Source organism: Ruegeria sp. D4 (genome assembly GCF_056534475.1).
The window spans coordinates 25,171-39,225 of record NZ_JBQFPJ010000005.1 but is presented as its reverse complement, the minus strand read 5'-3'; the positions used below and the strand labels follow the sequence as shown (position 1 = coordinate 39,225).

Here is a 14,055-nt window from a genome sequence, read left to right as displayed (position 1 = left end):
TCTGGGGTGCAGGCGCCCGAGTTGATCATGGAAGTCTGGGTCAGCAAATCAGGTGACTGAACCATGGTTGTTACCCATTCCAGCGGCACGTCCTGTATCGTTGCGATGGGACAAGACGAGCACACTCATGCCGGAGCGAAATCGGCGCGAGGGGAAGGATTGGGACCTTTTGAAACGGCCGGCGGCCTGAAATTGGCCGCCGACCTTATTGATCTTCCCACACTTGGCGGGGGGTTAAAGAGGCTTCAAATCAGCTGCCATCTGGCGGCCGTCACGTCCGTCTTGTAACTCGTACGAGACCTTCTGATTGTCAGCAAGCCCGGTCAGACCGGATCGTTCTACGGCCGAGATGTGAACAAAAACGTCCTTGCCGCCCTCATCGGGAGCAATAAATCCATAGCCTTTGGTCGTATTGAACCATTTCACGGTGCCAGTTGGCATTTCCCGTGTCTCCTTCTACTTTCACGTTGTCCCACAAATTGGTGGGGGCAGTGGTTGACGTAACCGCAACACATCACTGTTTCGCCCAAACGATACGGCCCGAATTGCGTGTTTCGTCTTTTTCAACATTGCACGGTGAAGTAAAAAATCAAGAATTACCGAAGAAAACCGGTGATTTTGCCTAAATCCCAAGCAGAAACAGGAACAGAAGTAAGATGCGCCTTTATGGTTTGAAGACTTGCGATACGTGCCGTAAGGCGTTGAAATCAATGCCAGATGCAGAGTTTGTGGATGTCCGGACCCAAGGTGTCCCGGCCTCGGTGCTGTCTCAGGCACTAGAGCAATTCGGCGATGCCTTGCTGAACACCCGTTCGACAACGTGGCGGGGATTGGACCAAGAACAGCGGTCACGCCCTGCGCAGGAGCTTCTCGCCGATTACCCGACGTTGATGAAACGCCCGTTGATCGAATCCGGGGGGGCTTTGTTGCTGGGCTGGACGCCGGAAACACGTACGGCACTTGGAGTTGCGTGATCGGATGACTATCTGCTCAAGCGCAGACAGAAGGGAAGATTATGCGTAACGCTGCAATGATCTTGGGTGTTATCGCCGGGCTTATCGGAATGGTCGTGGGCTTTTTCGGCTATGGCTACGTCGAACTGGTCAACCGGTTTGGCGAAATCGAAGGTGTTGCTGAGCAGGTCGAAAACGCCACTTTGGTGCAGACCACTTCGATCTTTGCGCCGTTGCTCGCCATAGCGGGCGGAGCCATGGCCCATGCCCGTGCTCTGATCGCCGGCGTCTTGCTGCTGCTGTCGGCCGTCGGGATGTACTATGCCTTTGGTTTCAAAGCGTTTACGATGTTCCCGGTCGCTTTTGCAGCAGTTGCCGGCCTGTTTGGGCTGGCTGCGGGAAAACCTGACCAGCCCAAGGCTCATTTCTAGTTCACTTCAGTCGCAACAGCCGATCCAGCGATATTGGACCTGCGCCGTTGATGACAATGACCAGGAACATGAAGGTCCACATCACACGCTGATCCATCAGCGAGATGGCGTTGTCGAACAGGCTGCCCAACGGAACGTTATGGCCCGTTACGTCGGTCAGGGTTTGCACCCAGACAAACCCGATCATGCCAAGTGCGGCCAGGCGTGTGAACAGCCCGACCAGCAACAATGCCGGCAGAACGAACTCGGCGACGGTTCCAAAGAAGATCACGATACGCTGTAAAAAGGTCATCTGGCTGACATCATACAGAACGGCTTCGGCCGCCTTGGGGAAAATCTGGCCAAAGGCACCTGCGGATGGCGAAAAGATCGAGCCATCGATCTTCAGCATCGCTGAGTTCCAGTAATAAACCAGAAGGACGGCGACAAACACCAGTCGTGCCAGCGTCGGTGTCAGCCAATTGGATGCCAAGTCCACCTTTTCCATCGTGTTGTTGTAGGTTGAGATCAGAGCAGTCATGTCTCCAGCCTTTCAATAGTCACAGAGGTTATTGCGCCGCCCTGCAATAGGATGGCCAGTGTGGTTCCAAGATCGAACTCGGGCCAGGTTTCAGCCGTTTTTTCATACGCTTCACCGATTGTGCCGCCTGTTTGAAGATGGCTGATCCACTTGGCGCCGCCCACGGGCAAAAGATGCGGAATCGGGTCATATTCGGGACGCGTAATCAGAACGTCTTGCGGGCCGGGTTCGGGTTTTGGGGCATTGTCTTCAGTATTGAATCGCCAGATCGCGTGTACCGGCCAGTCCGATTGCATGATCTGCATCGCAGGAGCAAAGCTCAGCCGCGATTGCATAATGTCTTCGGGTGACAAATTCAGGGCGTCAGCTGGCGCAGGTGTGCAGTCGGCGGCGTGGTATGATCGGCGCAGAGCCAGTTCCAGGCGCGCCATGTCCGGCAGATATCCCAGATGCGCAAGTTGCGGCAGATCAGCCAGAAAACCGGGGAACGCTTCGCCATAGAACATCATCAACGGGGAAGACGGGGGGTGCTGTCTCAAGAAAATCCCGGCAAGACCGTCCATGTTCTGCGCGCCCAGCAACTTGGCGATGACGGGAAAAGCCTGATGTAACGCTTCGGTCAACGAGACGGCGACATTATTGCGATAGACGCTGAACCTGCGCCCGGCGGGCTGGTCCGCCGCGTCAAGCAACCCGTCGGGAACCGGAACAGACGCATCCAGCAACGCGGAATGGAAGACCGACTGAGAAACGCTCATGCCGGAACCCGGTCCAGCGCTGACTGCGCGCGTTCGGCTTCGGCGCGCAAAACGGGCCATTCGGGGACGTCGGTATCCCATTCTATCAGAACGGGTTTCGGGCCCGAACGCTCCAGAACATAATCCAGCAGTGCCCAGACCGGATCGACCACTTCGCGCCCATGGCTGTCGATCAACAGCGGGTGCCCGTGATCGTCTTCATCCTCATCATGTCCGCCTAGATGGATCTCGCCGACCTTGTTCAGCGGATAGGCATCGATATAGCCCTGAGGCGAGAAATCCAGGTTTGTGGCAGATACAAATACGTTGTTCACATCCAGCAGCAGGCCACAGCCTGTGCGACGCGAAATTTCGCGCAGGAAATCGGGTTCGGACCATGTGCTTTCTTCGAACGCGAGGTAGCTGGACGGGTTCTCGAGCAGCATCTGGCGGCCAACGGTTTCCTGCACCTGATCGATGTGGTCGCAAACGCGATCCAGCGTCGCATCAGTATAGGGCAGGGGCAGCAGGTCGTTCAGAAAGTGACTGTCGTGCGTGGACCAGGCCAGATGTTCGGAAAAGCTGGCGGGGTTCAGCCAGCCGATCAGATGTTTAAGGCGGGCCAGATGATCCGGGTCCAGCGGCGTTTCGCCACCGATGGATAGGCCAACGCCATGAACGGAAACGGGAAATTGTTCGGACAGGTGACGCAACTGCGCCAGCGGGCGACCGCCGTCGCCCATATAATTCTCGGCATGGATTTCCAGCCACGCCACCGGTTTCGCGTGTTCAAGGATTTGCGCAAAATGTTGCGGTTTGTAGCCAACACCGGGTGCCGCAGGCAACCGGTTTGATCTGAGTGCATCATCCAGCATGAGCATTTTTCCTGATCACGACGAAAAGGGCGGGCGACATTGCCCGCCCCGGTAATCTCGTGTGGCTGGCCTTATGCCGGCAGATCACGCTCGAGCGGTTCCAGCGAACCTTTGCGGGCCGCGCCATCAGCGGCTTTGGGCAGCTCGATATCGGCGCAGGTGCCTGCGTCAACCAAGGTCCATGCGTTGCCCTGATAATCTACGGTCGAGGTGCCCGCGCAGGTGGTGCCGGGTCCTGCGGCGCAGTCATTCTGACCGGCCAGCGAAACGCCATAGCATTTCTCTTTCGCTTGCGCTGTTGCGGTGGTTGCGGCACCAGAAACAGCGGCTGCGACTGCGCTTGCGATGACAAGGGTTTTTGCGGTGTTCGACATCTCGTTAATCCTTTTAGTGACTGCGTATGTCTGTGTTCGACAATGACAAAGGTAGTGGCTTGAAGCTCATAGTTGAATTCACGAGCCCGTGTCTCACAACCCCGTCAAAGAGCGTCATGCCCTCTTGCAGGTTAACAAATTGTTTTTGAAATGAAAATTAGATTTTGTTTCAATCCGGCCCCGGATGTGGGGCCGGATTCAAGGCGAATTGCCGCCGAATGTTACAGCAGGTCGGGCGCGGTTGCGGCCTGAGCCAGCTCTTTTGTTACAGCATCAAGTGACTGTACCTGCGTTTGTTTTTCACCCAGGCGCCGGACGCTGACAGTACGCTCATCAACTTCCCGGTGTCCGACGGCCAGAATGACCGGCACCTTGCCGACCGAATGCTCGCGGACCTTGTAGTTGATCTTTTCATTGCGGATGTCGGCTTCGGCGCGGACCCCGGCGGCTTTCAGCGTTTCGACAACTTCCAGGACATAATCGTCCGCATCGGAAGTAATCGAGGCCACGACGACCTGACGTGGCGCCAGCCAGAACGGCAGCTTGCCCGCATGTTCCTCAATCAGGATGCCGATGAAACGTTCGAACGATCCGAGGCAGGCACGGTGCAGCATGACCGGCGTGTGCCGTTCACCATCCGCCGCAATATAGGTCGCGCCCAGACGTTCGGGGATGATGAAGTCCACCTGCAGGGTGCCGCACTGCCAGTCGCGTCCGATGGCGTCTGTCAGAACGAACTCCAGCTTCGGTCCATAGAACGCGCCTTCGCCCGGGTTCAGGTCATAGGCACAACCTGCGGCATCGCAGGCGGCTTTCAGCAACTCGTCGGCCTTGTCCCATTGTTCATCCGTGCCCGCACGCACCTCGGGACGATCCGAGAACTTGACCTTGAAATTCTCGAACCCGAGATCCCTGTAGACATTCGACAGGAAGTCGAGGAACCGCTTGGTCTCGTCCGCGATCATCTCTTCGGTGCAGAAGATATGCGCGTCATCCTGGGTGAAGCCGCGTACCCGCATGATGCCATGCAGCGCGCCCGACGGTTCGTACCGGTTGCACGACCCGAATTCGGCCATGCGCAGCGGCAGGTCGCGATAGGATTTGAGGCCCTGTTTGAAGATCTCCACGTGGCAGGGGCAGTTCATCGGCTTGAGCGCGTTGATCGCCTTGTCGCGCGCGTGCTCCTCGTCCACTTCGACGATGAACATGTTTTCCTGATATTTGTCCCAGTGGCCGGAGGCTTCCCAAAGCTTGCGGTCCACAACCTGCGGCGTGTTCACCTCGACATAGCCGCCGCGTTTTTGCTGACGGCGCATGTAGTCCTGCAACTGGGTATAGATGGTCCAGCCATTCGGATGCCAGAAGATCTGGCCCGGTGCTTCGGGTTGCAGATGGAACAGGTCCATCTCCTTGCCCAGCTTGCGGTGGTCCCGCTTGGCGGCTTCTTCCAGCATATGCAGGTGGGCCTTGAGCTTTTCCTTGCCGGTGAAGGCCACGCCATAAATGCGCTGCAACATCGCGCGGCTGCTGTCGCCGCGCCAATAGGCGCCCGCGATGGACATCAGCTTGAACGCGTCACCCGGCACCTGCCCGGTGTGTTGCAGATGCGGGCCACGGCACAGGTCCTGCCAGTCGCCGTGCCAGTACATGCGCAGCGGTTCGTCGCCCGGAATGGCGTCGATCAGTTCGACCTTATAGGGCTCGTCATTGGCGGTGTAGAAATCGATCGCACGCTGACGATCCCAGACCTCGGTGGTCACGGGGTCGCGCTTGTTTATGATTTCCTTCATCTTTTTCTCGATCAGGCCAAGGTCTTCGGGCGTGAACGGCTCGGTCCTGTCAAAGTCATAGTACCAGCCGTTTTCAATGACAGGGCCGATGGTGACCTTGGTGTCGGGCCAGATTTCCTGCACGGCGCGGGCCATGATATGCGCCAGATCGTGACGGATCAGTTCATTGGCCTGAATCTCGTCCTTCATGGTGTGGATGGCGATGTCGGCATCCGCTTCGATGGGCCATTGCAGGTCCCAGTGCTGGCCGTTCACAGTGGCCGAGATGGCCTTTTTTGCCAGTGAGGTTGAGATATCGGCAGCCACCTGCGCGGGCGTTACGCCTGCGTCATAAGAACGTGCATTGCCATCGGGAAAGGTGAGTGAGACGGATTGGGAATCCAGGGCCATGATCTGGCTCTCCTCGTCGGTTTGGCGCCCACTGAACGCCCGGTTGCGGGTTATGTGTGTGCGGATGCTTTGGCAGGTGCAAGGCAGAGTGTCAAGCACCGCGCAGGCGAGGGGCCAGCCCCTCGCGCTCCCCGGAGTATTTTCAAAAAGATGAAATGGTCAGGGAATTGCGCTTGGGCGAGCGGCGTGCATGATGCTGACAAGGAAGCGAGGATTTCATGGCAGCGACGGAATTTCTTGAAACGGCGCAAGGTCGCCGACTGGCCTATCACAAGAGCGAGGGCGCGGGGCCGACCGTAGTTTTTCTGGGCGGGCTCAAGTCGGATATGGAGGGCACCAAGGCCGTTCATCTGGAGGCATGGGCGCGCGCGCGGGGGCAGTCCTTTCTGCGGTTCGACTATTCCGGGCATGGGGAAAGCTCCGGCTCGTTCGAGGAGGGATGTATTGGCGACTGGCATCAGGATACCGTGGCCGCGGTTTCCGCATTGACCGATGGACCGTTAATTGTTGTTGGATCTTCAATGGGGGGGTGGCAGGCCCTGCTGCTGGCGCGCATTTTGCCTGACCGGATCGCCGGGATGGTTACAATCGCGGCCGCGCCGGATTTCACCGAGGACGGGTACTGGGCCTCATTCTCTGCCGAACAGAAAACGGCGCTTGAGACGGTTGGGCACGTCGAACTGCCGTCGGACTACAAGGAGCCATATGTCATCACCAAGCGGATGATCGTGGATGGTAGGGAACATCTGGTTTTGCGCGATCCGTTGCGTTTACCTTTTCCGGTTCGTTTTTTGCAGGGAACGGCAGACACTGCCGTATCGACCGAAACCGCCGTGCGTCTGCTGGAGCGTGCGGAAAGTCCGGACATGCGTCTGTTGCTGGTTAAGGACGCCGATCACAGGTTCTCGGATGATCGTTGTCTGGGGTTGATTGAAGACGCGGTGCTGGATGTGATGGGGGATCGCTGATGCGGCGTTTTGGCTGGTTTCTGGGACGTTTTCTGATTGTGGTGCTTTTGGCCGGCGGGGTGATCTATTGGTTCGGTCCCCGCGAAGAGGTCAATCTGCACCCAGACTTTGATGCGAGGAAATTCGGCGAAGGCGTGCAGGTCTATTTCGAAAGCACTGAGTCTGCGTTTGACGACATCGTGCCGGGTGTTGAAAAGAGGGTGATCTGGCAGGACGGATATAAGGAGCAGCGAACGCCTGTTTCCGTGCTTTACGTTCACGGGTTTTCGGCATCGTCCGAAGAAATTCGCCCGGTGCCGGATATGGTGGCCGATGCGCTGGGGGCCAATCTGGTCTACACGCGTCTGCAAGGTCACGGGCGGAGCGGCGACGCCATGGCCGAAGGTACGGCTTCGGGATGGATGCAGGACTACGCCGAAGGTTTGGCGGCGGCGCGGGCGGTGGGCGACCGGGTGGTGGTGATCTCGACCTCGACCGGTGGCACCTTGGCCGCGGCGGCCGCATTGGATGAGGATCTGAGCCGCGATGTAGTGGGTCTGGTCTTTGTCTCACCTAATTTTGGCGTTAACACGACGGCGGCTTGGCTTCCCGGCCTGCCTTGGGCCCGGCATTGGTTGCCGCTGATCATGGGGCAGGACAGGGATGTGTCAGGGCCGAACCCGGAAAAGAACAAATACTGGTCGACAGTCTACCCGTGGGAGGCGGTGGTGCCGTTGACCGTGCTGGTCGAGGCTGTTAATGAATTGGACTTCGCAGAAGCAAAAACTCCTGCTCTGTTTTGGTTTTCAGATGACGATAAGGTGGTGCGGCCTGACCGAACACATAGGGTTGCAGAAGCCTGGGGCGCGCCCGCGACAGTACATCTTGTGACGATGGGGCCGGGGGACGATCCGTCTTCGCACGTGATTGCCGGACGTCTGATGTCACCCGGGCAGACCGATGTAACCGTCGCAGGCATACTGGGCTGGCTAAAGGAGCTGGGTGTGGAATGATGCCGGGAGAAGCACCAAGTCGGTACAGGCGCGATGCCTTGGGCGGAGGTTGAGAATGCGCAAGCCGGGCAGCATGTGGAGCCTTGAGACCCTAGGCCGAGTGCGCCTGTCCCGGCATTTTTTCATGCGTGACTTCCTGTATTCCGAAATCGGTAATTTCCACGAAAAACAGAACCTGCCAGAAAACCCGAACCTGGCCATCGAGACTGGCCGGGCATTTTGCCAGTCCCTGTTGGACCCGTTGGAAGAAACATTTGGCCGGGTGGCCGTTCGGTCGGGATACCGGTCGCCGTCTCTGAACAGATTCGGGAACGAAAACCGGCTGAATTGCGCGCGGAACGACCATCCGTTGGAGTGCCACATCTGGGATCGTGGAACCGGGGATGCCAGAATAGCCGGGGCGTCCATCGTCATTCCATGGTTTGCGGATCAATATGACGCAGGGCGGGACTGGCGCGATCTAGCCTGGTGGATGCATGATCATCTGGATTATTCGGAGATCTGGTTTTTCCCGAAACTGTGCGCCTTTAACCTGGTTTGGCGACCAAAGCCGCAAAGGCGGATCGACAGTTACATCGCGCCGCGCGGATGTCTGTTGCGGCCCGGTGCAGAGCCAGAAGATGATGCCGAAACACGACGCCGGCGTTACAGTGATTTCCCCGGGTTCCGGGCCATCCGATACCCCTGAAAAACGGCTTGTCGGCCACTTGCAAAACTTCCATCCTGAAAGAAACGGGGACGCCGGGATTGGCGGAAGGGTGGAGGCCCCGCGTGATCGAGCCGCTGGTATTCTTGCCTGGATTGATGTGCGACGCTCGGCTGTTTCAGTCGCAAATGACTGTCCTGTCGCAAGAGCGTGCGGTGACCGTGGCCCCGGTCTCGACCGGTGAGCGGATTGAGGAGATAGCCTCTTCGCTTCTGGATGTGTTGCCTCGGTGTTTTGCGCTGGCAGGGTTCAGCATGGGCGGCGTCGTTGCGCTTGAGGTTATACGCCGCGCGCCCGAGCGAGTCTCGCGCCTGTGTTTGATGTCGACCGATGCGCAGGCAGACACCCCGCAATTGGCCGCAGCGCGCGAGGATCTGATAGTGGGTGCGCAGGCCGGGCGACTTGAAGACATCATGCGCGATGTTATCGGTTCGGACGCGCTGGCCCCGGGCCCCGACCGCATCCCGATTCTGAATGAACTTCTGACGATGGCGGTAGAATTGGGTCCTGACCTGTTCGTGCGCCAGTTGCGCGCCCTTCAGCGCCGCCCGGATCAGCAGGGTGCATTGCGGCGGATCAATGTCCCGACGCTGATCCTGTGTGGGGTGCATGATACGCTGACACCGGTGCGAAAACATGCCTTTATGACCGAGCTCATTCCGAATGCCGAGTTGCAGGTGATTGACGACGCCGGGCATGTACCAATGCTGGAATCGCCACAAGCCGTGACGGATGCACTGAAGCGCTGGCTTTCCCGTCCGGCGCGGCTCAGTCACGTATAACGCTGTTTGGAAAAAGGCGGCCCGCCTGAAATTAAGGATCAGGCCACTTTGTTCTTGTTTGCGGCCGTGCGTTGCGGTTTGCGGCTGTTGGCGTTCATGAAGTCGATCACCAGGGGCCGGATATTGTCGCGCCAGCTGCGCCCGGCAAAGATGCCGTAGTGACCGGCCCCGGGTTCGACATGGCTGGCCTTCTTGCCGTCCGGCAAACCGGTGCACAGGTCCAGTGCCGCAATGCACTGGCCGGGGGCCGAGATGTCGTCATTGGCCCCTTCAACGGATTTGACCGCGACATCGGTGATTTTCCCGATATCCACCTTGTGGCCGGCCACAATGAACTCATTTCGGGCAATTTCGCGGTTTTTGAAAACACGTTCCACAGTGGACAGGTAGAATTCGGCCGTCATGTCCATGACTGCGAGGTATTCATCATAGAACCGGTTATGGGCGTCGTGGTCTGAGGCTTCGTTGCGCATAACGCGCTGAATCTGATCCGAAAACGCCTTGGAGTGACGCTCCGCGTTCATCGACATGAACGACGCCAGTTGCAACAGGCCGGGATAGACCATGCGGCCGACGCCCTTGTATTTGAAACCGACGCGCTGGATCATTGTCTCTTCCAGCTGGCCCATTGTCACCCTTCGCCCGAAATCGGTAACTTCGGTCGGGGTGGCATCCGGATCGACCGGACCGCCGATCAGCGTCAAGGTGCTGGGCTGCGCCTTCGGATCATATTCCGCCAGATAGGCTGTTGCGGCCAGTGTCAGCGGCGCGGGCTGACACACGGCAACGACATGCGTGTCCGGACCCAGTTCCTTCATGAAATCGACAAGGTAAAGCGTGTAATCCTCGACATCGAATTTGCCTTCGGACACCGGGATATCACGCGCGTTATGCCAATCGGTTATGTAGACTTCGCAATTTACAAGCAGGCTCTTGACGGTCGAGCGCAACAGAGTGGCGTAGTGCCCGGACATCGGTGCCACCAGCAAAACCTTGCGTGGCTGTTCTTCGCGACCGTTGACCCGAAAATGGATCAGATCGCCAAAAGGGCGTTCGACGACGGTTGTGATGTCGACAAGGTGATCCTTGCCATCTTCGCAGGTGAAGGTCCGAATACCCCAGTCCGGCTTGACGACCATGCGCTGAAACGTCCGTTCGGTAACCTCTCCCCAGGCTGCCATCATGCTGAACGCAGGGCTCGGGGCCATTGCGAAAAGCGGATAAGAGGCCATGGCGCTGGCGGTTGCACCCAACCATTGGTTGGTATTGCGCATGGTTTCCATCAGGTCATACGTCATCATATAGCGCATGTATTCGGGCCTCCTGAGTATTATCCTGAGATTTCGGACCATTCGCCGCTTTGCGCTACGCGTTCACGACGTTATTCTGCATAGCAGCGACGTTAGGGGGGAATCCTTATAATGACAACTACCGAAGACAATACGCCGGACCTGTCGGACGAACATATTGAACGTCTTAAGGAAAATTTGTCCAAAGTCGAAGACCTCTCGAAACGGCTTGTTGAAGTGATGGCTGGAAAAAAGTCGCACACCCCCGCTCTGGATGGTCCGAATCAAGAGCTTTTTGCAAAAGCAGCAACGGCCTATTGGGCCGAAGCGATGCAAAATCCGGCCAAGCTTCTTGAGCATCAGATTGAGTTCTGGGGCAAGTCGGTTCTGAACTTTGCCGAAGCACAGCAGGTATTGTCTAAAGGTGAGCCTGATACCGAAGACAAACTGCCCGAAGACCGGCGGTTTTCTAACCCGATGTGGGAAAACAACCCCTATTTCCGCTTTATCCGTCAACAGTATCAGACCAATGCCGAAGCGATCTCGCAAGCCGTAGCCTCGGTTGAAGACCTTGAAGACAAGGACAAGCGCAGACTGGCCTACTTCTCTCGTCAGATCATCGACATGATGGCCCCGACCAACTTTCTGGCCACCAACCCGGACGCACTCGAGAAAGCCATCGAAACCGACGGACAGTCGCTGATCCAGGGGTTGGAGAACCTGGTTGCGGATCTTGAGGCCAACGACGGCGAACTTGTGGTTCGGCTGGCGGACGAGAGCGCGTTTGAGATCGGTGGAAACATCGCCACCACGCCCGGCGATGTGGTGTTTCGCAACCGCATGATGGAGCTTATCCAGTACAAGCCATCGACCGAAACAGTCCATGAAACGCCCATTGTCCTGTTCCCGCCCTGGATCAACAAGTTTTATATCCTGGACCTGAAAGCGCAGAACAGCCTGATCAAGTGGGTGACAGAGCAGGGCTATACCCTGTTTGTCGTCAGTTGGGTCAACGCAGACAGTTCACATGCCGATATCGGACTTGAGGACTATATCGAAGAAGGGTTTCTGGCCGCGATCGAAGAGGCCAAGAATATCTGCAAGGTCAAACAGGTCAACGCCGTGGGCTATTGCATTGCCGGCACCACGCTTAGCCTGACGCTTTCGTTGTTGAAGAAACGTGGTGATAAATCGGTCAAATCGGCCACGTTTTTTACAACGCTGACCGATTTCGGAGAGCAGGGCGAGTTCACGCCTTTCCTGCAGAACGATTTTGTGGACGGGATCGAGGATCAGGTGTCAAAGGATGGCATCCTAAAGGCCTGGATTATCGGACGCACAATGTCCTTCCTGCGGTCGCGGGATCTGATCTATACACCTGCAATCCGCAGCTACATGATGGGTGAAACACCGCCGGCATTCGATTTGCTGTATTGGAACGGAGATGGCGCAAACCTTCCGGGCCGAATGGCAATCCAATACCTGCGCGGGCTTTGTCAGAACAATGAATTTGTTACTGATGGGTTCAAACTGCTGGGCGAAAATCTGCATATCAGCGACGTAGATGTCCCGTTGATGGCCATCACGTGCGAGACGGACCACATAGCAGCCTGGAAGGATTGTTATCGCGGTGTTCAGCAGATGGGATCGCGCTCGAAAGCCTTTGTTGTTTCGGAATCCGGTCATATTGCCGGAATTGTGAACCCGCCCAGCAAGAAGAAATACGGGCACTATACGAACCCGGACCTGAAGACGGACGCGGACACCTGGTTGAAAGAAGCGGATTTTCACGAAGGATCCTGGTGGCCGATGTGGGAAGCCTGGCTAAAAAAGCGGTCTGGCAAACAGATACCGGCCCGCGAAACGGGCGATTCGAAACATCCGAGCCTGTGTCCGGCCCCAGGGACCTATGTTCTGGTCAAGGCAAATCGCTGATTTCATTCTGAAACTAAATTTTTTCTGCATCGCAGCAAAAAGAACTTGAAATGCTGCGATGCAGAAAGCATATTGTCCTCAAGCTGACGAACGCCGGGGTGGGCCCGGTCCAGCAAAGAGGATTAAGACAATGGCAAAGACTCAGGATTTTACCGCCGTCATGAAAGACATGATGGGTGCATTCCCGGTTGACACAACCGCACTGGAAGACGCGTTCAAATCGACCGCTTCGCTGAACGAAAAGCTGTCGGGCGTTGCTCTGGAAGCTGCTGAAAAATCGGCAGAAATCTCCAGCAAATGGACCAAAGACACTCTGGCCAAACTGACCGAAATGTCGAAAGCAAAGGCAGAGCCTGCCGACTACGCAAAAGCCGCAACCGATTTCGCCAGCGCTTCGGCTGAAGTTGCTGCTGAAAACATGGCTGCTTTCGCTGAAATCGCCAAGAAACTGCAGAGCGAAACCGTCGAACTGCTGATGGCTGCCGGCAAAGAAGCTGCTGAAGAAGCAAGCTCGGCTGTCAAGAAAGCCACCAACGACGTGACTGCTGCCGCCAAAAAGGCAACCGCTGCCAAGTAAGAACGTCCGCGAGGCGCACCCTCTCCTCCCATTTGGTGCCATCGCGCTGGGCAGGTCGATTGACCTGCCCTTTCTTTTTGTGCTGCACTCGCATAACCTGTGCTGCAACGCATCATCCTTGGGGAGGGTAAAGGGTGTCGGACCAAGAAAAACCGTTATTGATCAAGCGCTATGCCAGTCGCCGGCTGTATAACACCGAGACCAGCGACTACGTAACACTTGAAGATATCGCCGGATTTATCCGGGATGGCCGCGAAGTTCAGATAATCGACCTGAAATCCGGGGACGACCTGACGCGGCAATACCTGCTGCAAATCATCGCTGAACATGAAAGCCGGGGTGAAAACGTTCTGCCGGTAAACGTGCTGAACGATCTTGTGCGCAGCTACATGGTGCCCGGTGGGGGCATGATGCCGCAATTTCTGCAAAGCTCGTTCGAAATGCTGCGCGAAAGCCAAAGCAAGATGATGGAAAACATGAACGCCATGAACCCCATGAGCAACATGCCAGGGTTTGAGGCGATGCAGGCGCAGCAGCAGGCTTTCCTGAAGGCGATGACCAGCGGATTGTCGGGCGGGTGGTCGGCGCCGACCCAGGACGACGAGGCGAAGGAAGAGCCTAAAGAAGACCTGGATGAGATCAAAAAACAGCTGGCTGAGCTGCAGAAAAAACTATCCAAACTGAACTGAGGGTGAAGACCCGAAGCTAACAAGGCCCGCCAGAGGCGGGCCTTTTG

General features: G+C 57.0%; 16 protein-coding genes. 9 read left to right on the top strand and 7 right to left on the bottom strand.

Annotated features, from left to right (window positions below; genetic code table 11):
• Nucleotides 1-234 precede the first annotated feature (234 nt).
• The gene (locus ACR0MI_RS09490; protein ID WP_008758035.1) at nt 235-441 is read right to left on the bottom strand and encodes a cold-shock protein; all 207 of its coding nucleotides are present in this window, start codon (nt 439-441) and stop codon (nt 235-237) included.
• Nucleotides 442-656: 215 nt separating this feature from the next.
• Between ACR0MI_RS09490 and ACR0MI_RS09485 the strand changes: the two genes are divergently transcribed.
• The gene (locus tag ACR0MI_RS09485; RefSeq protein WP_170614630.1) at nt 657-974 is read left to right on the top strand and encodes an ArsC/Spx/MgsR family protein; all 318 of its coding nucleotides are present in this window, start codon (nt 657-659) and stop codon (nt 972-974) included.
• Between the two features lie 41 nt (nt 975-1,015).
• Entirely contained in the window at nt 1,016-1,384 is a 369-nt protein-coding gene (locus ACR0MI_RS09480) for a hypothetical protein (RefSeq protein WP_170816713.1), read from the top strand.
• Nucleotide 1,385: 1 nt separating this feature from the next.
• Here ACR0MI_RS09480 and ACR0MI_RS09475 read toward each other — a convergent pair whose 3' ends face one another.
• From ACR0MI_RS09475 to thrS, 5 genes are all read right to left on the bottom strand, one after another.
• Entirely contained in the window at nt 1,386-1,904 is a 519-nt protein-coding gene (locus ACR0MI_RS09475) for a DoxX family protein (protein ID WP_170614632.1), read from the bottom strand.
• Nucleotides 1,901-2,662 (bottom strand): HvfC/BufC family peptide modification chaperone, encoded by a 762-nt coding sequence (locus ACR0MI_RS09470; protein WP_170614633.1) that lies wholly within the window; start codon nt 2,660-2,662, stop codon nt 1,901-1,903. Before ACR0MI_RS09470 ends, ACR0MI_RS09475 begins: the two co-directional genes overlap by 4 nt.
• Nucleotides 2,659-3,516, bottom strand: coding sequence for an MNIO family bufferin maturase (gene bufB, locus ACR0MI_RS09465; RefSeq protein ID WP_170614634.1), 858 nt, complete (start codon nt 3,514-3,516; stop codon nt 2,659-2,661). The genes ACR0MI_RS09470 and bufB overlap by 4 nt, the downstream gene beginning before the upstream one ends.
• A gap of 71 nt (nt 3,517-3,587) precedes the next feature.
• Nucleotides 3,588-3,890 carry a BufA1 family periplasmic bufferin-type metallophore gene (locus ACR0MI_RS09460; RefSeq protein ID WP_170614635.1) on the bottom strand — a complete coding sequence of 101 codons (303 nt, stop codon included), beginning with the start codon at nt 3,888-3,890 and terminating at the stop codon, nt 3,588-3,590.
• Between the two features lie 221 nt (nt 3,891-4,111).
• On the bottom strand, nt 4,112-6,070 hold the full coding sequence (thrS, locus tag ACR0MI_RS09455) for a threonine--tRNA ligase (protein ID WP_170614636.1): 1,959 nt from the start codon (nt 6,068-6,070) through the stop codon (nt 4,112-4,114).
• A gap of 218 nt (nt 6,071-6,288) precedes the next feature.
• Here thrS and ACR0MI_RS09450 point away from each other — a divergent pair, with 218 nt between their 5' ends.
• The 4 genes from ACR0MI_RS09450 (at nt 6,289) to ACR0MI_RS09435 (ending at nt 9,518) form a co-directional block, all read left to right on the top strand.
• Nucleotides 6,289-7,038 carry an alpha/beta fold hydrolase gene (locus tag ACR0MI_RS09450; RefSeq protein ID WP_170816714.1) on the top strand — a complete coding sequence of 250 codons (750 nt, stop codon included), beginning with the start codon at nt 6,289-6,291 and terminating at the stop codon, nt 7,036-7,038.
• Nucleotides 7,038-8,030, top strand: coding sequence for an alpha/beta fold hydrolase (locus ACR0MI_RS09445; RefSeq protein ID WP_170619678.1), 993 nt, complete (start codon nt 7,038-7,040; stop codon nt 8,028-8,030). The genes ACR0MI_RS09450 and ACR0MI_RS09445 overlap by 1 nt, the downstream gene beginning before the upstream one ends.
• Before the next feature lie 73 nt (nt 8,031-8,103).
• Entirely contained in the window at nt 8,104-8,718 is a 615-nt protein-coding gene (locus ACR0MI_RS09440) for a hypothetical protein (protein ID WP_170614676.1), read from the top strand.
• An 83-nt stretch (nt 8,719-8,801) separates the two neighbouring features.
• Entirely contained in the window at nt 8,802-9,518 is a 717-nt protein-coding gene (locus ACR0MI_RS09435; protein ID WP_170614639.1) for an alpha/beta fold hydrolase, read from the top strand.
• A 38-nt stretch (nt 9,519-9,556) separates the two neighbouring features.
• Here ACR0MI_RS09435 and phaZ read toward each other — a convergent pair whose 3' ends face one another.
• Nucleotides 9,557-10,828, bottom strand: coding sequence for a polyhydroxyalkanoate depolymerase (gene phaZ, locus ACR0MI_RS09430; RefSeq protein WP_170614640.1), 1,272 nt, complete (start codon nt 10,826-10,828; stop codon nt 9,557-9,559).
• Nucleotides 10,829-10,939: 111 nt separating this feature from the next.
• Here phaZ and ACR0MI_RS09425 point away from each other — a divergent pair, with 111 nt between their 5' ends.
• The 3 genes from ACR0MI_RS09425 to phaR all read left to right on the top strand — a co-directional run bounded on the left by ACR0MI_RS09425 (nt 10,940) and on the right by phaR (nt 14,008).
• On the top strand, nt 10,940-12,742 hold the full coding sequence (locus tag ACR0MI_RS09425; RefSeq protein WP_170614641.1) for a class I poly(R)-hydroxyalkanoic acid synthase: 1,803 nt from the start codon (nt 10,940-10,942) through the stop codon (nt 12,740-12,742).
• A 130-nt stretch (nt 12,743-12,872) separates the two neighbouring features.
• Nucleotides 12,873-13,319 carry a phasin family protein gene (locus tag ACR0MI_RS09420; RefSeq protein WP_170614642.1) on the top strand — a complete coding sequence of 149 codons (447 nt, stop codon included), beginning with the start codon at nt 12,873-12,875 and terminating at the stop codon, nt 13,317-13,319.
• 134 nt (nt 13,320-13,453) lie between these two features.
• Nucleotides 13,454-14,008, top strand: coding sequence for a polyhydroxyalkanoate synthesis repressor PhaR (gene phaR / locus ACR0MI_RS09415; protein WP_170614643.1), 555 nt, complete (start codon nt 13,454-13,456; stop codon nt 14,006-14,008).
• The last annotated feature ends 47 nt before the right edge of the window (nt 14,009-14,055 follow it).